18 protein-coding genes, 1 tRNA gene and 1 pseudogene are annotated in these 20,995 nt (G+C 59.4%); 9 read left to right on the forward strand and 11 right to left on the reverse strand.

Features of this window, described 5'->3' with window-relative positions; translation table 11 throughout:
* The first annotated feature begins 61 nt into the window (after positions 1-61).
* Positions 62-157 (forward strand) — tRNA-Sec (locus PCE31106_RS17520).
* 204 nt (positions 158-361) lie between these two features.
* On the opposite strand, the gene cynS is transcribed toward PCE31106_RS17520, so the two are convergent.
* The 9 genes from cynS to PCE31106_RS17565 form a co-directional block, all read right to left on the reverse strand.
* Positions 362-811 (reverse strand): cyanase, encoded by a 450-nt coding sequence (cynS, locus tag PCE31106_RS17525; protein ID WP_150564161.1) that lies wholly within the window; start codon positions 809-811, stop codon positions 362-364.
* A 33-nt stretch (positions 812-844) separates the two neighbouring features.
* Positions 845-1,774, reverse strand: coding sequence for an ABC transporter ATP-binding protein (locus PCE31106_RS17530; protein ID WP_150564162.1), 930 nt, complete (start codon positions 1,772-1,774; stop codon positions 845-847).
* On the reverse strand, positions 1,764-2,633 hold the full coding sequence (ntrB, locus tag PCE31106_RS17535) for a nitrate ABC transporter permease (protein WP_150564163.1): 870 nt from the start codon (positions 2,631-2,633) through the stop codon (positions 1,764-1,766). Before ntrB ends, PCE31106_RS17530 begins: the two co-directional genes overlap by 11 nt.
* Before the next feature lie 15 nt (positions 2,634-2,648).
* On the reverse strand, positions 2,649-4,043 hold the full coding sequence (locus tag PCE31106_RS17540) for a CmpA/NrtA family ABC transporter substrate-binding protein (RefSeq protein ID WP_150564164.1): 1,395 nt from the start codon (positions 4,041-4,043) through the stop codon (positions 2,649-2,651).
* 59 nt (positions 4,044-4,102) lie between these two features.
* A complete protein-coding gene (locus PCE31106_RS17545; RefSeq protein ID WP_150564165.1) occupies positions 4,103-5,458 on the reverse strand; it encodes an FAD-dependent oxidoreductase in 1,356 nt (451 codons plus the stop codon).
* A complete protein-coding gene (locus tag PCE31106_RS17550; RefSeq protein ID WP_150564166.1) occupies positions 5,455-6,594 on the reverse strand; it encodes an acyl-CoA dehydrogenase family protein in 1,140 nt (379 codons plus the stop codon). The genes PCE31106_RS17545 and PCE31106_RS17550 overlap by 4 nt, the downstream gene beginning before the upstream one ends.
* A gap of 44 nt (positions 6,595-6,638) precedes the next feature.
* Positions 6,639-7,178: an OsmC family protein gene (locus tag PCE31106_RS17555; protein WP_017232437.1), complete on the reverse strand. Its 540-nt coding sequence runs from the start codon at positions 7,176-7,178 to the stop codon at positions 6,639-6,641.
* A 218-nt stretch (positions 7,179-7,396) separates the two neighbouring features.
* Entirely contained in the window at positions 7,397-8,926 is a 1,530-nt protein-coding gene (locus PCE31106_RS17560) for a sigma-54 interaction domain-containing protein (RefSeq protein WP_150564167.1), read from the reverse strand.
* Positions 8,927-9,325: 399 nt separating this feature from the next.
* The gene (locus tag PCE31106_RS17565) at positions 9,326-10,714 is read right to left on the reverse strand and encodes an NAD-dependent succinate-semialdehyde dehydrogenase (RefSeq protein WP_017232435.1); all 1,389 of its coding nucleotides are present in this window, start codon (positions 10,712-10,714) and stop codon (positions 9,326-9,328) included.
* Positions 10,715-10,980: 266 nt separating this feature from the next.
* Here PCE31106_RS17565 and PCE31106_RS17570 point away from each other — a divergent pair, with 266 nt between their 5' ends.
* The 6 genes and pseudogenes from PCE31106_RS17570 to PCE31106_RS17595 all read left to right on the forward strand — a co-directional run bounded on the left by PCE31106_RS17570 (position 10,981) and on the right by PCE31106_RS17595 (position 16,795).
* The gene (locus PCE31106_RS17570; protein ID WP_150564168.1) at positions 10,981-11,931 is read left to right on the forward strand and encodes an AraC family transcriptional regulator; all 951 of its coding nucleotides are present in this window, start codon (positions 10,981-10,983) and stop codon (positions 11,929-11,931) included.
* Positions 11,932-11,958: 27 nt separating this feature from the next.
* Positions 11,959-12,843 (forward strand): LysR substrate-binding domain-containing protein, encoded by an 885-nt coding sequence (locus PCE31106_RS17575; protein WP_150564169.1) that lies wholly within the window; start codon positions 11,959-11,961, stop codon positions 12,841-12,843.
* 152 nt (positions 12,844-12,995) lie between these two features.
* Positions 12,996-14,219 carry a CaiB/BaiF CoA transferase family protein gene (locus PCE31106_RS17580; RefSeq protein ID WP_150564170.1) on the forward strand — a complete coding sequence of 408 codons (1,224 nt, stop codon included), beginning with the start codon at positions 12,996-12,998 and terminating at the stop codon, positions 14,217-14,219.
* A 198-nt stretch (positions 14,220-14,417) separates the two neighbouring features.
* Positions 14,418-14,546, forward strand: a pseudogene (locus PCE31106_RS24360) (enoyl-CoA hydratase); the annotation flags it as partial.
* A gap of 44 nt (positions 14,547-14,590) precedes the next feature.
* Positions 14,591-15,382, forward strand: a complete 792-nt coding sequence (locus PCE31106_RS17590; RefSeq protein WP_150564213.1) for an enoyl-CoA hydratase-related protein — start codon at positions 14,591-14,593, stop codon at positions 15,380-15,382.
* A gap of 60 nt (positions 15,383-15,442) precedes the next feature.
* Positions 15,443-16,795, forward strand: coding sequence for an MFS transporter (locus tag PCE31106_RS17595; protein WP_150564172.1), 1,353 nt, complete (start codon positions 15,443-15,445; stop codon positions 16,793-16,795).
* A gap of 277 nt (positions 16,796-17,072) precedes the next feature.
* On the opposite strand, the gene PCE31106_RS17600 is transcribed toward PCE31106_RS17595, so the two are convergent.
* Positions 17,073-17,804: an ABC transporter substrate-binding protein gene (locus tag PCE31106_RS17600; RefSeq protein WP_150564173.1), complete on the reverse strand. Its 732-nt coding sequence runs from the start codon at positions 17,802-17,804 to the stop codon at positions 17,073-17,075.
* Positions 17,805-17,990: 186 nt separating this feature from the next.
* A complete protein-coding gene (locus PCE31106_RS17605; protein WP_369751549.1) occupies positions 17,991-18,740 on the reverse strand; it encodes a GntR family transcriptional regulator in 750 nt (249 codons plus the stop codon).
* 146 nt (positions 18,741-18,886) lie between these two features.
* Here PCE31106_RS17605 and PCE31106_RS17610 point away from each other — a divergent pair, with 146 nt between their 5' ends.
* Both PCE31106_RS17610 and PCE31106_RS17615 read left to right on the forward strand, forming a co-directional pair.
* A complete protein-coding gene (locus PCE31106_RS17610) occupies positions 18,887-20,185 on the forward strand; it encodes an MFS transporter (RefSeq protein ID WP_150564174.1) in 1,299 nt (432 codons plus the stop codon).
* A 73-nt stretch (positions 20,186-20,258) separates the two neighbouring features.
* Positions 20,259-20,993, forward strand: a complete 735-nt coding sequence (locus PCE31106_RS17615) for a maleate cis-trans isomerase family protein (protein WP_017232426.1) — start codon at positions 20,259-20,261, stop codon at positions 20,991-20,993.
* Positions 20,994-20,995 lie beyond the last annotated feature (2 nt).

Below are 20,995 nucleotides of genomic sequence, written 5' to 3' on the forward strand. Positions count from 1 at the left end.
GATTCAAGCGGTGCCTGAGCGCGTGCACGACGATTTAGTCAGTCACATTACGTTGTCCGAAGGAAGGCATCCGTATCCGGTGATGCGGCCGGGCTTCAAACCCGGTTGGGGGCGTCAGCCGCTCCCAGGTCGGTTCGACTCCGGCTGCTTTCCGCCACAAGGCTTTCAGCGATTTTGCGTTCCGGAAATCCGCCGTATTCTTGTTCCGCAAAATTCACTTCGTGGACTTCGCTTTATCGCAGCGTCGATTGCGCACTTAGTGCCCGGCCATCACGCGCCAGTTCCAGTCAAGCCGGGCACGGCGCCGATGGCCAGGCCTTAGATGGCCCCGGTGAGCGTCATAGGCATTTCCGCCAGCCGGTCAGTAGGACTTGTATGGCAGAAATTTTCCGGAAAGCACCACGTTGACGCGATCGCCCTTCGCGTCCGCCTGACGCTGAATGTCCATCGAGAAGTCGATTGCACTCATGATGCCGTCCCCGAATTCTTCGTGGATCAGTTCCTTGATGGTCGTGCCATAGACGTTCACCAACTCGTACCAGCGGTAGATCAGCGGGTCCGTCGGAACCGCCGTCGGCAGTGATCCCTTATACGGAACGATCTGCAGCCATGCGATGGCCTCGTCGGAAAGCTCAAAGATCTCACCGACGACGGCAGCTTGCTCCTTGCTCAACTGCATTTGACCGAGGCATGCGGCAGTCGTCCACTCCTTGGCCATGCCGACTTTATCCGCAACATCTGCCCACTTGAGGCCCTTGCGTACCTTCGCCGAGACGATCATCTCGGTAACCTGCGTGCGACTCGAAATCATGTGACTATCCTCAAAAAAACTACCACTGGAAAATTAAGCCGTATTGCCCATGCGGAGCGCGCGGCCTTGATCAAGCTCCATAACGTTGTCCTGAGATAAGCCTGGACGAACAATTTGCGTCGTTTGATGCGTTTCACGACCGTGTTCGATATCCTGTTGAATCGTGGCGGAGCGTCTCACCAGAAAATCGATAAGATAGTTTCGAATCCTGTAGAACTGCGGATCGTGGACAAGCGTCTCTCGCGTTCGCTCCCGTGGCATCGTGTTCACCACAATTTCTGCAAGGCGCGCGCGCGGCCCGTTACTCATCAAGAAGATTCGATCAGCAAGCAAGATCGCTTCGTCGACATCGTGCGTGATCATGAAAACGGTCTGATGAGTCGCCAGACAGATGCGCAGAAGTTCATCCTGGATAACACCACGCGTCAGCGCATCGAGTGCCCCGAACGGCTCGTCCATCAGTAGCATCTTTGGTGCGACGGAGAATGCACGAGCGATCCCCACTCGCTGGCGCATGCCGCCCGATAGCTCCGATGGCTTTTTGTCGATCGCGCGCGTGAGGCCGACCATATCGAGGAAGCGCATTGCGCATTCGTCGATTTGCTGACGCGTCCAATCCGGATACCGGGAGCGAACAGCGAATTCGACGTTCTGCTTCGCGGTGAGCCAGGGCAGCAACGCATGACCTTGGAACACGACCCCGCGATCGAGGCTCGGGCCTGCAATCTCTCTCCCGCCCATGACGGCACCGCCACCGCTCGCCTGCTCAAGCCCTCCGAGTACGTTCAAAATCGTGCTCTTTCCGCAGCCGGAGTGACCAATTACGCAAATGAACTCGCCACGATCAATCTTGAATGTCACGTCTTCGAAGACCGGCGGAAGATCTGCGCGATAGCGTTTGGAGAGGTTGTCGACCTCAATGAAAGCACTGCCGCTGGCGGCGCGATTGTCATTACTCTGCATAGGTCACCTTCTTTTGCAGGCGGGCAAAAAGTTGATCAAGCAGCATCCCAACCACGCCGATGACGAGCACCGCAAACAGGACATTTGTCAGCGAAAGATTGTTCCACTGGTTCCATAGGAAATAGCCGACGCCCGTTCCGCCGACCAGCATCTCAGCAGCCACGATGACAAGCCACGCAATCCCCATCGAGATACGCATGCCGGTGATGATGGTCGGTGCAGCGGCGGGCAAGACAATCTGGATCGCCTTGCGCAACGGCGAGACTTCGAGAGTGCGGGCAACGTTTAGCCACTCACGTCTTACGTTCGCCACGCCGAACGCGGTATTGATCAGCATTGGCCATAGCGAGCAGATGAAAATCACGAAAATCGCAGAGACAGAGGCGTCCTTGATCGTGTATAGCGCGATTGGCATCCACGCGAGCGGAGAGATCGGCTTGAGCAACTGAATGAATGGATCAAAAGCGCGATAGAGCAGCGGAGACATGCCGATCAAGAAACCCAAAGGGATCGACACGATGACGGCGAGTAGATAGCCGCCGGCGACACGCAGCAGGGAATGGCCCAATTGAATGCCGATTCCTTTGTCATTGGGACCATGATCATAAAATGGGTGCGCGAGGTTCTGCGCTGCGACGGAAAAGAACTGTGCGGGTGTGGGGAAACCGTCGCTCTTCGGCTCCGACGATGGGTCGTCGGGCGTCTGCCCCATCAACTGTGCATACTCTTTTTGCTCCGCAGTCATTGGCGCGTGCTGAGCCTGCTTCCCCGCCGTTGTCGCGAATTGCCAGCAAACGAGAAAAATCGCAACCATGGCAAGTGACACCAGTGCAGCTTGCAATCGAATTGAAGACTTCATCTCATATCCTTTGAATCAGGTCCGCCTGATCGCAAAACTTGCAAGGTATTTGGCCGGGTTGGCAGGGTCGTATTCACGGCCCATCACTGAGAATTTCCGCATCCCGCCAGCCAACGCATCGTGGTCGACTTCCTGCCCCAGTGCCTTCATTTGCGCACTTGCATCCGTAAGCAAGAACACCTTCTTGGCAAGGTCATCGTAGGAAATTTGCTTCTTGATGTAGCCCCACCGCTGCATTTGCGTGAGCATCCAGGTGGCCATCGAGTACCATGGAAGCGGTTGAAAATCCGTTCGATCTGGCTGATCACGCACATTTCCGAGCCCATCGGCGTAGTGGCCACTGAGCGCTTGCAGAATGACCGATTCCGGCTGGTTCAGATAGTTTGGCGTCGCGATGGCGCGCGCGATCGCAGGACGGTTCTCTAACTTGTGAGCGCTCGCGGACGCCTTCAGCAACGCACGGTATAACGCTACGAATGTGTTCGGGTTCTGGTCAATGAAGCCCTGCGCTACACCGAACGCACAGCACGGGTGCCCGTCCCAGATGTCGCGCGACAAGATGTGAATGAAACCCACCTGGTCATACACAGCACGTTGATTGAAGGGATCCGGTCCGAGGAACCCATCAATGTTGCCGGCCCTCAGATTGGCGATCATTTCCGCAGGCGGAGTCACGCGGAGCTGAACATCACGGTCGGGGTCAAGTCCATGCTCCGCCAGGTAGTAGCGGAGCAGGAAGTTGTGCATGGAATACTCGAACGGAATGGCGAACTTGAAGCCCTTCCAGTGCTTCGGGTCCCGGTTGTCCTTATGCTTCAGCGCCAACGTGATGGCCTGGCCGTTGACGTTCTGAATAGCTGCGACTCGCATGGGCTGGGCGGAAGACCCAAGCCCCATGGAAATAGCGAGCGGCATCGGTGCCAGGAAATGCGACGCGTCGAGCTCGTGATTAAGCATCTGGTCTCGAACCAGCGCCCAACCGGCCGTCTTGCGAAGCGAGACGTTGAGACCCTGCTCCCGATAGAAGCCCATGGGATCCGCCATGATCAGCGGTGTGGCGCAGTTGATCGGGATGAAACCTATCTTCAGGTCCTTCTTCTCCATAGGACGCCTTTCTTCCGCCATCGCCTGAAGGTCGGCCAATGGGAGCACGCTGGCAATGGCGGCACGTGCGGCGTTGATGCCGACCGCACGAAGGAATCGCCGGCGCAGCGCGTCGTGGGGGAACAGCGCCCTGACAGCTGCCATTTCGAGGAAATGGCGCGACTGGACGTCTTCATCGTGCACTGGGGGGCGAGCGACAACGCTGCTGCGGGCATCGTGTTCGTCCTGACTGGCGTGCATGCCGCATGAGCAGCGCTCCAGCGAGTGGTCTGCGCTATACGGACGATACGGATTTTCATCTTTCATGTTCGACGCACCTGGTTTGATTCGGACTCGGGTTAGCCGCCCTAGGGGCAGCAAGGCATTCAAGCGACAAGCCGCTGCTGTGCGAAACCCGCTTCGATGCGGGCAATGACTCGACCATCGAGGCGCTGCTCAATCCGAATTTGACCCTCTCGATCTTCGGGAGCACCCCACGTACCCGTGGCGCTCGGGACGCCGTGGATAACGATGGGGAAAGCCTTCGTTTTCAGACGAATCAGCGGCGTGCTGTGAACATAACCGGCATGCTCGCGGTTGAGCACGTGATGCGAAAGCGCCCCCGCTTGCCGCACGATCGGCTCGATGAATCGGCATGGCACGCCGGCAACGCTGATGCAATCGCCAATCGCATAAATGTCTTCGATGCTTGTCTGCATCGTGTGCGGATCGATTACGATGCCTCGATCAAACGCGAGCCCGGCCATTTTCGCGAGGCGGGTCTCAGTGACGAGCCCCGTCGCAGCGACGACTTCATCAACGCGAATTTGCTCGCCGCCTTGCATTTGAATGATCCTTTGGCCGTTGTCCGCTTTCTCGATCCTCTCGATGCGACGCCCCCCCAAGAATCTGACACCCGCATCCTGTAGGCCCGTCAGGAGCCTGTCAGAGACGACCGCTGGAACCAGACTGGCCAGCGGGCCGAGGTTGATATCGATTAGCGACACGGCATGGCCTGCACGCGCAAAATCCTCCGCGAGTTCGCACCCAATCATCCCCGCACCGACGATCGCAACGGTCTTTTTCGCGCCATCCAGGCGTGCCTGAATCCCCGACCATCCCGCCAAATCATTGACACGCCAACATAGCGAGGCCGGCATTTGCTCCGGTAGTGCAGGGCGCGCGCCCTGCGCGATCGCGAGCTTCGTATAGCGAAGTGCACCTCGCGTGGTACGTACCTGTTTGATGGACGGAGAAATGCCGACGACAAACGTTTCTGTCATCAGACGCACATTAAGGCGCCGAGCTGCATTGACGGCCGACTCCCGAACCAGATCGGCAGGCTTCAGGCTGCGCCCGAGTGCGACGGACAGTTCCGGCTTGAGGTATCTGTCGCCGTTGCATGCGGTCACGAGCGTAATAGGTACAGCGGGGTCGAGCGCACGCAACGCCTCTGCCGCACTCCAACCGGCAATGCCACCGCCCACGATCACGACGCCGAGCTCACGTGTCGGCGTAACGACCGCGGCATCGTCCGAGCGTGCAGTGCGCTCCAACGGTTCGTAAGGCTCGAAATCCGCCTTGACAACGCCACAGAGCGGACAAGCCCAGTCCTCCGGAATGTCCTCAAATCTCGTCCCCGGTTCAAGCCCGCTATCGGGATCGCCCAATGCCTCGTCGTAAATCAAGCCGCAGGCGCGACAGAGGAATTGCCGCCACGGCAAATTCGTCGGGGTGCTCATTCGGGGACCTCCTCTTTCGACAGACGAGCCATCTCCCAACGCAGGTGCTTGATGGCAGGCGTTACGATCGCGACGAACTGAGCCTCGCGAATACGGCGTTGCGGCGCAGCGCTCATAAGGTAGCCGCGCGCGCCCTGATGCATAAGCGCCGAATTCGCAGCACGTAATGCCAGTTGCGCGCCTTGTACGCGCGCGTCCAGCACATGAAGTAGATAGTCTTTGCTGCCGTCGTATGGCGTTTGCGCGAGCTTGGCGACGCGACTCCACAGCTCGTCGTACTCCGCCTGAAGCTCGGCCGGACCGTCTTCCAGAAATTGGTTGACGTGACCAAGGACTGGCTCGACTTCGCGGATAGAGTCGATGCTGCCCTGTGCAATGCCCATTGCCATCCCGGCTTGCAGCAACACAAATACAGCACGTATCTTCGCAATGAGAGGACGAGCAGGATCTGCGATCATTGCGGCGTCGCCGACAAAGTAGTTGTCGAGGCGCACGCCCCAGGTGCTGGTTCCTTCCATGCCCGAAAATTCCGGGCATTGGCGCAATACGACCTCGGGCGTCAGCTTCAGCAGGAACATGATCTCGTGCGACACCGAGCCATCGTCGCGGAACACGCCTGCCATGGCGCCGCAGTAATGTCCCGGCGCGATATGACTTACCCACGGCAGTGCGCCGCTAACGTGATATCCGCCGGGCACCTTCACTGCGCGTAGCAGTATCTTTTCGATGCCGGCAATTGCTTTCATCGGGTTCGAAAGCGCCGTGCCCCCGAAGGTACGCCCCATCGTGTGATCGTCGAGCAGTTCGCCAGTCAGCGCAGGATTGCCGGATTGCTCCATGTAAAGCCCACAGACGTCATGTGCCCATGTGAGAAATCCCGTCGACCCACAACGGCGACTCACAGCGCGCATAGCGTCCAGCGCCAGGCCAACCCGACGACCGCCTCGCTCGAGGTGCGCGCCGAACGCGCCTGCGGTGCCGAGCGACCCCAGGATTTCGAGCGGGTAATGACCCTCATCAATACGATGCGCGGCTTCCGCGAGCGGGCCGTCGGAGATGGCCGTCACGTTTGCCATGACGTGGGAATCGGTCCACGTCGAATCGATCCGGTCGCCAGGAAATTCAACCGCTTTCATGATGCGATACTCCCGTTATTCAGTGTGATGGAGCGTGCCGCGGCTTACTCCGCGAGCGCGATGCTGAACGGGATGGGATTGCGCATGCTGTTGGCAACGGGAGAGAAGTGATTGGCGTGCTTGACGATGTCGTCCAGCGCCTCGCGCGTGGCGTCGCCCTCGATGAGGACCTTCACACGAATTTCCTGGAAGCCCATTTGCGCGGGTTGGCGTTCGGCGCCACCAGCGCCCCACGCGGCGGTATTGCCGATGTCGGCTTCCAGGAAGATTTCGAGACGCGAAAGCTTGACCTGGCGGTAGGTCGCCACCGCCGTAATGCCGACGCTCAGGCAACCGCCCAGCGCCGAGAGCGCGATCTCGCCCGGCGCAGGCACCGTGTTTTCACCGAAGAGATGGACCGGCTCGTCCACGACGACCGGGTTGTGGGTGCCTACATAGCTCCACGAGCGGAACTGCCCCTGCATGACCGTATGGACCTTGTTGCTGCCCTTGCGCTCGGGATTTTCACGGCCGGCGGCGGCAAACTTCAGAAGGCCTTCGCGGTCGATGGGGCGCAGGTAGGTGGTGACGGTTTCGGTACTCAAGGTAATTCTCCTGGTGACAGACGTGGCATATGAGCCGGATGAAACGATCTGCGAGATCGCACATCCATCAAAGCAACGACCGTGCCAGGACGGGGTAAAAATCTATAGGGTGCTGTATTTCTTATATTTTTTATGGCCGACCACGCTGCAAACCCAATGAGCAGCCAATCCCGAATTGTTGACAATGTCGACAATTTGTCGAACATTGTCGGTCGTATTTAGCCGCAAATTTTCTGCCAGCGATACGAGAACTGACGGGGCGTCAACCCGAGGCGTTGCGCTGCTCGCGACTTGTTGCCGCCAGCCGCGCGCAATGCCTGACGCAGTTCATCTGCCGAATGTGAGTCGTTCGCCATGTACTGACGCACCCCTTCCGGAATTTGAACCGTCTGCTGCAGAGTCGAACCGGGAGTCTCGAACAGTGGCGCCGGTTCCGCTGCGGGTAGAAACCGTTCAACATCGTCCGAATGGAGTATTGGCCTGTCGGCGAGCAGCACGACGCGTTCGATAAAATTCGAAAGTTCGCGGATATTGCCAGGCCATTGATGGTCCTCGAGCCTTGCGAGTGCATCGGGCGCAAGATTGACGTTGCGCTGGTTTGCCTGGTTTGTACGGCTGAGAAAATGCAGTGCCAAAGCGCGAATGTCACCTTTGCGCTCGGCTAACGACGGAAGACGAATGGGGATAACGTTGAGTCTGTAGTACAGATCCTGTCTGAACAGGCCGTTCGCAACATCGGTTTCCAGGCTTCTGTTCGTCGCTGCCACAAGCCTGACGTCCACCTTGATTTCACGCTTCCCACCCAGCCGGGTTATCGTTCCCTCCTGCAATGTACGAAGCAGCTTTCCCTGCAACGTGAGAGGCAGCTCACCGATTTCGTCAAGGAAGATCGTCCCTGAAGACGCCTGTTCGAAAAGCCCCTCTCGCACACCGGTCGCACCCGTAAACGCGCCCCGCTCGTAGCCAAACAATTCGGATTCGAAAAGCGTGTCGGGGATTGCGGCACAGTTCACCTTTATGAACGGCTTGTCACGGCGTTGACCCGACAAGTGCAGTGCTCTGGCGAACAGCTCCTTGCCGGTGCCTGAATCGCCGAGCAGCAAGACACTCGCCGATGCATCCGAGACTCGCTCCAGCTCCGAAATCGCTTTAAGCAGCGCGGGCGAAGTCCCCACGATTCCGTACTTCGCGCTCTCATGCTCAAGCGCGTGCATCAACATCTCGTTCTGCTCTTCGAGTGCGCGAGTCTTTGCCTTCATCATCGAATCAAGATGAAGAAGGTGGCCGGCCAGTGTCGACAAGATCCGCAAAATAGACACGTCGCTCGATAATGCACGATTGCGGACACGAATTCGATGGCACGCCAGGACGCCGATGCTTCGATCCTCAATTCGGATGGGGAGCGCGATAAACGACACGGGCCCCGGCGGAAGGCGGTCTCGTGTAACCGCCCGCGCAAGAAAGACATCGTCTCGATCGATGTCCTGCACGATCGTCAACTGGCCATGGCGCAGTACATGCCCCGTTATGCCTTCACCGACCTTGTAGCGCCCGCGTTCGATTTCGTCCGGCTTGAGGCCATACGCATATTGGATTCTGCAACTGTCAGTCGCACCATCGTCCAGAAGCACGATGCGCCCACGGTTCAGCCCGAGGAGCTCGGACATCAGATGGAGCGTTTCACGAAGAATGACGTCCGGCGATAGCCCTTTGCCTACGAGGCTCATTATTTGTTGGAGAAGGAGCATCTCCTGCTCTCTCCAGAATGCCGGCGAATCGCTTTCACTATGCTGGGAACTCATCTGGCCACCCGTGAGATAACAGATCCCATCATAAGATCAACCCGGGCATGAAACATATTCGTGGGCCGAATTCGCCAGCGATGTATGCGCACTCATTCAATAGGGGAAGTAACGAGGCGAGGGCGCCTGGTTAGGGGGGAATAACGCCGGCCAGACTATGGCTCGATTTTCGGCAAGACGATGGGGGAACCCATATCTCGCGCCCGGCCGTCCACCTTTTGATGTCTTCTTCCAATGCCTAGCTCATCGTCTGAACCTCGAAAATGACGTGAGCGGGTTCTCACTGGGTCAATACATGAACTACCTCCCGATAGTTCATGTATTTGTCCGCACCCCCAATCGAACCTATTGGGCGGCCTCCGCCAACCCAGCCATCAGCACATACTTCACTTGAACATACTCTTCGATGCCGTAATAGCCTCCTTCCCGACCATAGCCCGACTGCTTGACCCCGCCAAACGGAACGGAAGCCGTACCCACCGAGCCTGAGTTCAGGATCACCATGCCTGCCTCGATGTCGCGCGAGAGGCGAAATGCCCGCCCGAGATCGCGGGTAAATGCGTAAGCGACCAGACCGTATTCGGTGGCGTTCGCACGCGCAATCACCTCCTTCTCGGAGGCGAATGTGTAAACCGGGAATACCGGGCCGAAGAGTTCCGTCGAGCAGATATCCATGTCGTCGGCGACGTTCGTGAGGATGGTCGGCGCATAGAAGAGACCACCGTTGTCGTGTCGCCGCCCACCGAGCAACGTTTTCGCACCGCTCTTTTGCGCCTGCTCGACGAGCCGAGACACCTTGTCGAGTGCCGCCTGATTGATCAGAGGCCCCACTACGAAGTCGGGCTGTAATCCCTGGTCGACACGGATTCGCTCGACGGCTTCCGTCAGGCGCTGCACAAAGCGATCGTGAATGCCGGCCTGCACGTAGATGCGGTTTGGCGAGATACAGACCTGTCCAGAGTTGCGTAGTTTTGCCGCAACGAGCCCTGAAATTGCCTGTTCGATGTCTGCATCATCGAACACGATGAACGGCGCGTTGCCACCGAGTTCCATCGTCAGCTTTTTCAGCGTATCTGCGCTTTGCCGAGCGAGCAGCCGGCCGATTTTGGTCGATCCGGTGAACGAAATCTTCCGGATGCGCGAGTCGCTGGTCATCATGCCGCCGATGGACGCAGGGTCGCCCGTCACCATTTCAAAAACACCCTCGGGAATGCCGGCGCGCCTTGCGTATTCAAGCAACTTATAGGCGGTCAGCGGCGTTTCCTCGGCAGGCTTGATGATGATCGTGCAACCGGCCGCGAGTGCGGTAGCGACCTTGCGTGCAATCATCATGAACGGAAAATTCCAAGGCGTGATCGACGCTACCGGGCCGATCGGCTCCTTGGTGACCAGCACTGCAGCATCGGCGGCGTGCGATGGAATCGTATCGCCATACACGCGCCTGGCCTCTTCCGCATACCATTCGATAAAGCCTAGACCATAGTCGATTTCGCCGAGCGCTTCGGTCAGGCACTTTCCGTTCTCGCGCGAGATCAGTTCGGCAAAGTCCTGCCTGTCTTGCCTGACCAGCTCGAACCATTTGCGCAGCAAGTCGCTGCGCTGCCTGGCCAGCTTCCGGGACCATTGAGGAAAAGCAGCGCAGGCGCGATCAATCGCCTCACGCACCTCCTGCTCAGTATGATGCTTGACGTGACCCACCACGCTGCCGTCCGCGGGATTCCTTACTTCGATCATGAAATATCCTTGAGTCCATGTTGGAAGGGTGATTGTCGTGAGCGGGAAATACACTCGAAGCACGCGAAGTGAGCGACGCGCGTCGACCGATGACGCGCCCTCGGCATGACCGCATGCGACAACCTGTGAAAATGTTATGAGCGCGGGACACGGCGGAAAACGCGCATTCGTCTGTGATTCTTGCCTGATCCTATGAGTGGCTGGTGCTTTTCCCGACTCGATGCGAAACTGCGCTCGTCGACCGCTAAGGTTTTTTTGTCTCCGCCATGGAATCCGCATCGAAACGTCAGGGGCGCGTGCGCCAACAGATGATCGAGTTGTTGCTCGAGCTCGCGCCCAATGAGGGCTATAACCTTTCACCGCTGCCAGATATACGCTTCCTGCGTTCGAATCGGTCGTTGACCAGAACGCCAGTGCTCTATGAGCCGGGCATCGTGATCGTGTGCCAGGGGCGCAAGCGCGGCTTCTGGGGCGATCAGGTCTATCTTTACGATGCCCAGCGCTATCTGGTGGTCTCGGTGCCGTTGCCGTTTTCGATGGAGACCGACGCGAGCGAAGCCGAGCCGTTACTGGCGATTTATTTACGGCTGGATTTCGGCATTGCCGCCGATTTGCTGCTACAGCTCGAGGAGCACGAAGCGATGACGCCGATGCCACCTCGTGGCATGGCAACCACCACGCTCGATATACCGCTGGGGCAGAGCGTCTTGCGCTTTTTGCAAGCCATGTTGAATCCTCTTGAGGCTCAGATCCTCGGGCCGGCGCTGGTGCGGGAAATCTATTTCCGGGTTTTCTTGGGCGAGCAGGGCGGCTCGATGCGCGCCGCTTTGAGTCGCCAAGGCAATTTCGGCCGCATTTCCCGCGCGATCCGCAAGATTCATACAAATTTTGCGGAACCGTTGACGGTGGAGGAACTCGCCGCCGAAGCGCGCATGAGCGTGCCGACTTTCCATGTGCACTTCAAGGCGGTGACCGACACCTCGCCCCTGCAGTACATCAAGTCCACGCGCTTGCATCAGGCGCGGCTCCTGATGGCGCGGCTCGGCACGACCGCGGCGGCGGCGAGTAGCCAGGTCGGTTATGAAAGTCCGTCTCAATTCAGTCGCGAGTTCAAGCGGCTGTTCGGCGGCAGCCCATTACAGGAAATCGCGCGCATGAAGCGCAATTTTGCGCTGCCCGACGAAGGCGCGCCGTCGATTTTTGTATCGTCGCACTAACCCATACTCTCTGGACAATCCTCGAACATGGCCCGCCGCGACTCGCTTCCGCCACTCAATCCCACGCGCGCCTTCGAGGCGACCGGGCGTCTGCTCAGCATTTCCAAGGCGGCCGACGAGTTAGCCGTCACCCCAGCGGCGGTGAGCCGGCAGGTCAGGGCGCTCGAGGATTTTCTGAAGGCGCCGCTGTTCGAACGGGTGCGCGGCGGTCTCGTGTTGACCGCGGTGGGCGCTCGTTATTTGTCGGAGTTGATGCCGCTCTTCGCCACGCTGCGCGAAGCGACGGAGGCGATCGTGTCTGGCAGCCAGAGCAACAACGTGCTGCGCATCCGCTCGCCGGCCACGTTCGCGGTGCGCTGGCTGATTCCGCGGCTCGCCAGCTTTCACCGGCTGAATCAAAACATCGACGTGCAATTGACCACATCGTCGGCGCCGCTGAACTTCGCGCTGGAAGACATTGACGCGGGCATTCAACTGGGCGATGGCGACTGGCCCGGCATGAACACGCAGCGCCTGATTCCCAACGAACTGGTGCCGGTGGCTGCGCCCATGCTCACCTTGAAAAGGCCGAGACAGCTCGAAAGTCAAACACTGCTGCATTCGCTCGCTCGCGCCGACGACTGGGGGCTGTGGCTGGCCGCCGCGGGCGTGTCGAGAATCAACGCGCTGCGCGGCATGCGTTATGAGACATCGCTGCTGGCCTACCAGGCGGCGATCGAGGGGCACGGCGTGGCGATCGCACAGAAGGCGCTGGTCGAGAAGGATTTGACCGACGGCACGCTGGTCATCCCGTTTGGGCCGACACTCGATCGCGGCGCATACACCTACTATTTCGCATGGCCCTCGGGCAAGCGGCAGACAGCGGCGTTGCGCGCGTTTCGCGAATGGCTTGCCACGGTGGTGCAAAGCTAGCGCTGATGGCGGGGCACATGACTTTACAAAAAGTCAAAAGGTACGATCAATAAAGTCGTTTGTCCGCGCTACGCGCGCTCTCTATCCTGTTCTCAATGGCTGCAAATCGGTGACACGAATGTCATTTGCAGCGCAGAACCGGATAGGAAAAAATGATAAGAGACAGTCTTCGAGGCGTACGCGTGCTGGATTTTTCGCACGTGCTGGCCGGGCCGGTTTGCTCCATGATGCTGGCCGATTTCGGTGCGGACGTGGTCAAGATCGAGCCGCCGTTCGGTGAGCTGGGGCGCAAGATCGGGCCACCATGGATCAACGGCGAGAGCGTCGCCAATCTCAGTGTCAATCGCAACAAGCGCAGTCTGGCGATAGATCTGAAAACCGAGGCTGGCCAGCGAACGATAAGGGAGATGGTTCGGCAGGCCGATGTGATTGTCGAGAACTTCCGGCCCGGCGTCATGGCGACGTGGGGTCTGGATTATGCGTCGCTTGAAGCGACTCACGGCAAGCTGGTCTATTGCTCGATCTCCGCGTTCGGACAAACCGGTGCTGCACGCAGTCGTCCGGCCGTCGACGGCATTATCCAGGCCGCCAGCGGGCTGATGAGCACGCTCGGTGAGCCTGGTTCGGCGCCGTTGAAGGTTCCGGTGCCGGTCGCGGACATGGTGGGCGGCTATATGGCCACCATTGCCGTGCTCGCGGCACTGCACCAGGTCCGATGCTGTGGCGCGGGCCAACATCTGGACATTAGCTTGTTTACGGCGGCCGTTACGCTGCAGCAGGTCGGCTTCACGTCGTTTCTCGCCTCCAACACTGACCCAGAAAAGGTCGGCAGCGCGGCGCCTTACGCGTCGCCCAATGAGGCGTTCCAAACCCGAGACGGCTGGTTGATGATTGCCGCCTATCACCCGCACAGATGGGCGTCGCTTTGCGAGGTGCTTGACTTGCCTCATCTCGCATCGGACCCGCGCTTTGTCACCAACACGGATCGCGTGCGCAATCGGGCTGCCCTGCGCCGCGCGCTGGGGGAATGCTTTGCGACCCGCACCACATCCGAATGGCTCGACCTGTTGGCAGCTCGCGACATTCTGTGCGCTCCGGTTTCGACGTACAGGGAGGTGGTGGATTCTCGCGAGTATCGCGAAAGCGGAATCGATTCGAGCGTTGATCATCCGATTGCCGGCAAGGTGCGGCTGCCTGGCTTTGCGCTCGGCAAAAGCGACGACACGCGTGCCGCGGATGTCGCCGCGCCGCTAGTCGGGCAGCACTCAATTGAGGTTCTCGCGGAATACGGTGTTACCCACGAGGAGATCACCAGGCTGATCGGCCTGGGCGTGATTCAGACCGCCGCTGCGCAAGATGCGCCGGTCTCTCTGTAGGAGGTGGGGGTGACGTGCGCTCCCGTACTTGTCGAGAAGCATCGACGGGTCACGTTGCTCAGGCTGGCATCTGACAATCCATGCAATCCGCTAACTGACGCGCTTGGTCGGATCGATGCCGACGACCCAGTGCATGCAACTTTCATCACTGGCTCAGACAAGACATTTGCAGCGGGCGCTGACATATGCCCATCCGTTGAGTCGTCCCTGGGCGACGGTCTGTTATTCGAGCGACGGCTTTTTCATGCTGGCTTCGCGTTGCACGATCAGAAGGAAGGCATGGCGGCGTTCTTGCAGAAGCGAGCGCCGGAATTTCTCAATAAGTGAGTATCTGTATGAATCGCTACGCAATGAACACCAGACAGGATGTCATGACGACCGACGACGCTCAAAGCGAAGGATTGGTCTTGACCCGCGTCGTCAACGGCGTGATGACAATCACGCTGAATGAACCGAAAACCGGTAACGCGCTCGATGTGGCGATGACCGAAGCGTTGGCAGACGCCCTGGAGCGGGCGAGCGGGCTTTCGAACGTGCACTGCGTTTTGCTCCGGTCCTCGGGCAAGCATTTCTGCACGGGTGGCAACGTGAAAGACATGGAGGCTGGCGCCGATCTGATGCAAGGCTCTGTCGAGGCGGTCAGGGAGCGCCTCGCGGGTAGCCTGCATCGAATTCCCCGCGCGTTGCATGCGTTGCCGGTGCCATCTATCGCCGCCGTCAATGGTGCCGCAGTGGGCGCGGGATTCGATGTTGCATTGATGTGCGATTTGCGCATTGCCGCGGAAAATGCCCGTTTCTCGGAAAGCTTTCTGCGACTTGGTTTGGTCTCTGGCATCGGCGGGGCCTGGTTCCTTACTCGGATTGTCGGGGTCGCCAAGACAATGGAGTTGACGCTGACCAGCGAATTCATCGATGCGTTCCAAGCGCTTGATGCCGGCATCGTCTCGCGAGTCGTGGCCGTCGATGCATTGGACGCGGAGGCGGAGCGACTGGCTGAAACAATCGCCAACAGCCCTCCACACGCTTTGCGAATGGCCAAGCAACTGGTTCGCCAATCGGCGGAAGCATCGTTGCCGACAGCCTTGGAGATGGCCGCATCGATGCAGGCCATTCTTCTTTGCGGTGAAGAGCACAAGGCTGCGGTTCGCCGGTTTCTCAAGTGAAGCGTTGGCAGACGACGTGCGCTATGTAATACAAATAAAAATCAATGGAAGGAGACAGTCATGAACACGCATCATCGCCAACCGGCGGCGCTACGGCAAATGTTGAAGATCATCACAACCTCGAGCTTGGGAACGATGCTCGAGTACTACGACTTCTTCGTGTACGTCGCGCTGACGGGCACACTGACGCAATTGTTTCTGCCGTCGCAGGACAGAACCGTCGCTGCGCTCGCGGGCGTCGCGACTTTTGGCATTGCTTACCTCGCGCGACCCATCGGCACGATTATCTTTAGCCCTATGGCGGATCGTATCGGGCGCAAAAAGACCTTTGTCATCACACTTGTGTTGATGGGTGTCGCGACTGTCGGCATCGGTTGTTTGCCGACTTATGGCGCAGTCGGGGTGGCCGCACCCGTCGCCTTGCTGGTGCTGCGCATTACGCAAGGCATTGCGCTCGGTGGGGAGTATGGCTCAGCTGTGGTCTATGTGGTCGAATACGCACCGCAGGACAAGCGCGGCATGTTCACGAGCGTCTTGCAGAGCACGGCCGGGGTCGGCCTGTTGCTCGCCCTGGCGATAGTGTCTGCATTGCGACTGACGCTTGACGCCCACGCATTCGCCACTTGGGGCTGGCGCGTGCCTTTCCTGGTCTCCGCACCGATCGTCGCGATTGCAACGATGATTCGGTTGGGCATGAAGGAGACGCCGGTGTTCGTGGAAATGCAGGCAAGCGGGCGTTTGTCGAAAGCGCCCCTGTCCGACACGGTGACCAGCAAATCCTCATGGAAAGCCATTCTGGTTGCGATTTTCGGTGCCCAAGGGGGCACTTCGGTATCGTTGTACACGTCGATTGTCTACATGCTGTACTTTCTGCAGAACGTGCTCAAGGTGGAACCGACTCACGCCAGTCTTTGTGTGGCGGTTGGCATCATAATCGCGACGCCGATGTTCCCGGTGTTTGGCCGCTTATCCGATCGAATCGGACGAGCACGGGTGATGTTCATCGGCATACTGCTATGGATGGCCAGCGCGTATCCGACCTTTGCCGGGATCCGCACGGGTGTGCTCAACGAGGCCTGGGGTGTGGTCGCGGCACTTATTACGGTACTCGCCGTGTTGACCGCCATGATCATGGCGCCGCTACCCGCATTTATCGCCGAGTGCTTTCCGCCTCAGAGTCGGACAACCGGATTCGGACTGGCGCAGCAACTGGGCAACATCCTGTTCGGCGGATTTTTACCGCTCATCAGCCTGTCGCTGGTAGCGCTGACCGGCAACCAACTGGCAGGGGTGGCCTATTCGATTGCGTCACTGGTGCCCTGTCTTGCGGTTACCTATTTCTGGGGATTAAAACGAGATCGCGCCAATCGCCGGCCGGATTTGATGAACGCGCCGGCACCGGCTGGCAAATAATACGTCCGGCAACACTTTGCCCTCACGTGCTGTCGGTGAACACAGCGATAATCCGCAAATTATCGCTGTGGAGCATGACCGGTCCAGGCATGTCCGTCAGCATTTATGGAGCAACAAATCAGCTGCATGTGGCGACAGTCCATGACGGGGATGATCGGCAAGTGTGAACTTCACACATCGTCGACGCATGTTCGATTCGGAGAAGGAGCTTCGACGATGACGAATCGGTCAACTTTCGTTCGCCGCCTTTGGCTTCGTGGTGGATGCGTAAGTCGTCTCACGCCGCAGGCGCAACGCTAACCCCTGTCACGCCATGTCGTTGCATGGCATCCGCCACGAAACCCTCGCGTTTCATGTCTTCCACAAACGTCTTCAGAAATGCCACAGCCGCCTCGCCGCGCGTGATCGGCATACCCATGGCTTGCTGAATGACCATGAAACGCTCGTCGAGCAGCCGATAGCCCGTCAGTGCGGCCACGTCGTGTTCGAGCTGTTGCTTCACGCCAGCGGCCACTTCACAGCCCGTTTCGATGAACGTCTTGACCACCGTCGGCGACGTGGGCGCGCGCACGATGTCCGCGTGCTTGAGTTCGCGCGTCAGGAACAGGTCATACGCGCTGCCTTTACCGACGACCACGCGCGTGCCCGCCTGATCGACCTCGGCGTTGGTCTTCACCGGCGAGGCGTCGCGCACCAGGTAAAAGCCTTCGATAAGCAAGTACGGTGCCGTGAAACCGATCGTCGTGGCGCGGCGCGGATCGATGGCGAAAAAGCCCACGTCGGCCTGCTCGTTCGTCACCGTCTCCACCGATTTGCCGGCGGCATCGACCACGACAAGCGCAAGCTCGACGCCCAACCGCTTCGCCAATTCACCCGCCAGATCGACTGAAATGCCGACCGGCCTGGATTGGGCGTCAAGCCCCGCCAGAATCGGATTGCCAAGGTTGATGCAGGCACGCAGCACGCCAGTCGGCGCAAACGCGGCAAGGAGGGTCGAATCGAGCGTCATGGTCAGGATCGGGAGGTCTGGGGTTCGAGAATATCGGCGATCTTGCCGATGGCGTCGATGGTGTGGCGCAGGGGGACGCGTTCTGTATACCGGCACCGGCCGTAAGATTGGCTTGCGCCAACGCTCAGGCCATCCCGACGCGCCTTCTCACCAGTGTCCCTGCGGCCGATGCGTGGGCGCGACGCGTCAGCTTGCCCCGATCTCGCGTCCGCGACGGTGGGGCTCGCCGAGCCGAATGGCCTCGGCGACCACGCTCAGCACTTCGGTCCCTGTGTTCTCGGAGTGCGCCTTGAGCACCTCGCCCAAATGCGGCCGTCCGGCTTCGCGCAGGGCCGCCATGATCCGGTCGTGCTCTTCGTGCGATTCCTGCCAACGCGAAAGATCCGCGTTCGCGGCGCCGCGTGCGCGGTGCACCTTGCTCATTAATGTGGCATAGAGCGACGAGAGCACCGGGTTGCCCGCGCCATCCACGATCATCTGGTGAATCTGCTGGTTGATCCGGAAGTACTCCGTTCGAAGCCCCTTGCCGTGCGCGTCGAGCATCTGCTCGTGCTTCCGTTCGATCGCGGCCAGCGCGCTCTCGGTCAATCGCCGAGACGCCAGTTCGCCCGCCATGCCCTCCAGGCCATGGAGGACTTCAAACGTCGCGCGAAGCTCGTCGAGATCGAGTGGCGCGACCCGGTAGCCGATGTATTGCCGGTGCAGCACCAGCCCCTCGGACACCAGCGTCTTGAGCGCTTCACGCAACGGCGTCTTCGAGACGTCGAACATTTCGCAAAGCGCCTTCTCGTCAATACGCTCGCCCGGCGGCAGCTCGCCTTCTTCGATCATGACGCGCAAGCGCGCCGTAATCTCGGCCGCCATGCCTAGCGTGCGGAGTTTGAGGGACTTCTGGAGGGGGAGGGTCACGGTCTCGAGCGTGTTTATCAGTGTCATAAACATCCTACCATATAGGGAAATCCCTAGAATAGATTTCAATTAAATCAATTATTTACCGATATTGTAATTACAGATTACAGATTCTATACTCACTCTCAAGTCGCGACGAAAGCTATGTAAGTCATCTACTCTGGAGATTCACCATGCAGTCGACAGGCAGGGTTGCCGCTATGGCAGGCACGAAGAGCGCTGTGCGCTGGAAGATTTTTTTCTTGATGCTGTGTCTGATCTCGATCAACTACATCGATCGGGCGTCGTTGTCGGTGGCCATGCCGCTGATCTCGAAGGAGTTCGACCTCACGCCCGCGATGGAAGGGTTGATCCTGAGCGGATTCTTCTGGACGTATGCCGTCATGCAGATTCCGGGCGGCATGCTGGCCGACAAGCACAAGCCGCGCATCGTGATCGCGCTGGCCACGGTCTTCTGGGGCATCTTTCAGGCGGCGGCCGCCCTGTGCACCAATGCCACGTCGTTGCTGCTCACGCGTTTCGGGCTCGGCGCGGCCGAGGCACCGATCTATCCGGCAGGCGGCAAGTTGAATGCCATCTGGATGACGCAGTATGAACGCGGCCGCGGTGCCACGTTGCTCGACGGCGGCGCCCCGCTGGGGGCCGCCCTCGGCGCCATCATCATCACCTGGCTTATCACGATGCTTGGCTCATGGCGTCTGGCGTTCGTCGTCGCGGGCGTTGGCACTGTGCTCGCCGGCTACGTCGCCTGGCGCTACATTCGCAACACCCCGCGCGAACACCCGGGCGTGAACGACGAAGAGGCGACCTACATCGAGGAAGCGCAAGCAAGCGAGCACCGCGCCGAACCGGCCAACCTCTCCGGTCGTTCGCTCGATTTCTTCAAATACCGTTCCGTGTGGTGCATGGCGCTGGGCTGGATGTGCTTCAACACGGTCTTCTACGGGCTGCTGACCTGGATGCCGAACTACCTCCACAAGGTTCACGGGTTCGATATCAAGCAGATGGGCGGCGCCAGCTTCATCATCTTCTTTTGCGGCTTTATCGGCGAGCTGTTCGGCGGCTGGGTCGGCGACAAGTGGAAGGCCGCGGGCGGCTCACCCAACAAGGTCATGCGTACCCTCTTCGGCATTGCCGCCGTGATCGCGACCGCATCGATCTTCTCCGTGGCGTATGTGAAGAGCGATGTCATCACCGTGGTGCTGCTGTCCTCGACGCTCTTCTTCCTGCGCTGGTGTGGCCTGTACTGGTGCATTCCGTCCATTCTCGGCACGCGCAACAAGGTCGGGTTCCTCGGCGGGGTGATGAATCTCGGCGGCAACATCGGGGGCATCAGTGTGCCGCTGATCGTCGGCGTGATCGTGCAGACCACCGGTTCGTATTTCCTCGCGCTGATGTTCTTCGCGGCCGCTGGTGTCGGGTTGTTCATCTGCTCGACGCTGATCGACTACGAACGCAAGCTTCCGGTTTGATTCATCGGATACACGTTTCTCCCTTGATCGGCACGCCGCCCAGGCTGCCGGTCATCGCATTTTTGGTACGACCATGACGACCCAAAAACGTAAATTGCTTGGCATGCTCACGCCGTCTTCCAACACCGCGCTGGAACCGATTACCAGCGCGATGGTGGCTGACCTCGATCATGTCTCTGTCCATTTCTCCCGCTTTCGCGTCACGCAGATTTCTCTCGGCGAGAACGCGCTCGGCCAATTCGACCTGGAAAAGATTCTCGACGCGGCGCGGCTCCTCGCCGACGCCGAAGTCGATGTCATTGCGTGGAACGGTACGTCTGCCGGGTGGCTGGGCTTCGAGACCGACGAGGCGCTGTGCCGACAGATCACCGAAACGACAGGCATTCCCGCCACCACGTCCGTGCTGGCGCTCAACGAGATCCTCGCGCGGACCGGCGTGACCGAGCTCGGTCTCGTGACCCCGTATCTGGAAGATGTGCAGCAACGCATCGTTGCGAACTATGCGCGTCAAGGCATTCGTTGCACGGCAGAGCGCCATCTGGGGCTGAGCAAGAACTTCGAGTTTTCCGAGGTCAGCGCGCAGACGCTGGAGGCACTCGTCAACGAGGTGGCGCAAGCGCGCCCGCAAGCCATCACCACGTTCTGCACCAACCTGCACGCCGCGCCGCTCGCCCGCGCGCTGGAAGCCAAGACCGGCATTCCCGTGTACGACACCATCTCGACGGTGCTCTGGAAGTCGCTGCGGCTCGCCGGCGTCGACACGCGCGCCCTGAGCGACTGGGGTCAACTGTTCCAGCAAGGAGAGTAAGA

The sequence above is a fragment of the Pandoraea cepalis genome, from assembly GCF_902459665.1.
Taxonomy (GTDB): domain Bacteria; phylum Pseudomonadota; class Gammaproteobacteria; order Burkholderiales; family Burkholderiaceae; genus Pandoraea; species Pandoraea cepalis.

Bases quoted from the DNA above. Each gene is read 5' to 3' on its own strand.
- cynS (WP_150564161.1), bottom strand. From the start codon at position 811: ATGATTTCGAGTCGCACGCAGGTTACCGAGATGATCGTCTCGGCGAAG.
- PCE31106_RS17530 (WP_150564162.1), bottom strand. From the start codon at position 1,774: ATGCAGAGTAATGACAATCGCGCCGCCAGCGGCAGTGCTTTCATTGAG.
- ntrB (WP_150564163.1), bottom strand. From the start codon at position 2,633: ATGAAGTCTTCAATTCGATTGCAAGCTGCACTGGTGTCACTTGCCATG.
- PCE31106_RS17540 (WP_150564164.1), bottom strand. From the start codon at position 4,043: ATGAAAGATGAAAATCCGTATCGTCCGTATAGCGCAGACCACTCGCTG.
- PCE31106_RS17545 (WP_150564165.1), bottom strand. From the start codon at position 5,458: ATGAGCACCCCGACGAATTTGCCGTGGCGGCAATTCCTCTGTCGCGCC.
- PCE31106_RS17550 (WP_150564166.1), bottom strand. From the start codon at position 6,594: ATGAAAGCGGTTGAATTTCCTGGCGACCGGATCGATTCGACGTGGACC.
- PCE31106_RS17560 (WP_150564167.1), bottom strand. From the start codon at position 8,926: ATGCTCCTTCTCCAACAAATAATGAGCCTCGTAGGCAAAGGGCTATCG.
- PCE31106_RS17565 (WP_017232435.1), bottom strand. From the start codon at position 10,714: ATGATCGAAGTAAGGAATCCCGCGGACGGCAGCGTGGTGGGTCACGTC.
- PCE31106_RS17570 (WP_150564168.1), top strand. From the start codon at position 10,981: ATGGAATCCGCATCGAAACGTCAGGGGCGCGTGCGCCAACAGATGATC.
- PCE31106_RS17575 (WP_150564169.1), top strand. From the start codon at position 11,959: ATGGCCCGCCGCGACTCGCTTCCGCCACTCAATCCCACGCGCGCCTTC.
- PCE31106_RS17580 (WP_150564170.1), top strand. From the start codon at position 12,996: ATGATAAGAGACAGTCTTCGAGGCGTACGCGTGCTGGATTTTTCGCAC.
- PCE31106_RS17590 (WP_150564213.1), top strand. From the start codon at position 14,591: ATGACGACCGACGACGCTCAAAGCGAAGGATTGGTCTTGACCCGCGTC.
- PCE31106_RS17595 (WP_150564172.1), top strand. From the start codon at position 15,443: ATGAACACGCATCATCGCCAACCGGCGGCGCTACGGCAAATGTTGAAG.
- PCE31106_RS17600 (WP_150564173.1), bottom strand. From the start codon at position 17,804: ATGACGCTCGATTCGACCCTCCTTGCCGCGTTTGCGCCGACTGGCGTG.
- PCE31106_RS17605 (WP_369751549.1), bottom strand. From the start codon at position 18,740: ATGACACTGATAAACACGCTCGAGACCGTGACCCTCCCCCTCCAGAAG.
- PCE31106_RS17610 (WP_150564174.1), top strand. From the start codon at position 18,887: ATGCAGTCGACAGGCAGGGTTGCCGCTATGGCAGGCACGAAGAGCGCT.
- PCE31106_RS17615 (WP_017232426.1), top strand. From the start codon at position 20,259: ATGACGACCCAAAAACGTAAATTGCTTGGCATGCTCACGCCGTCTTCC.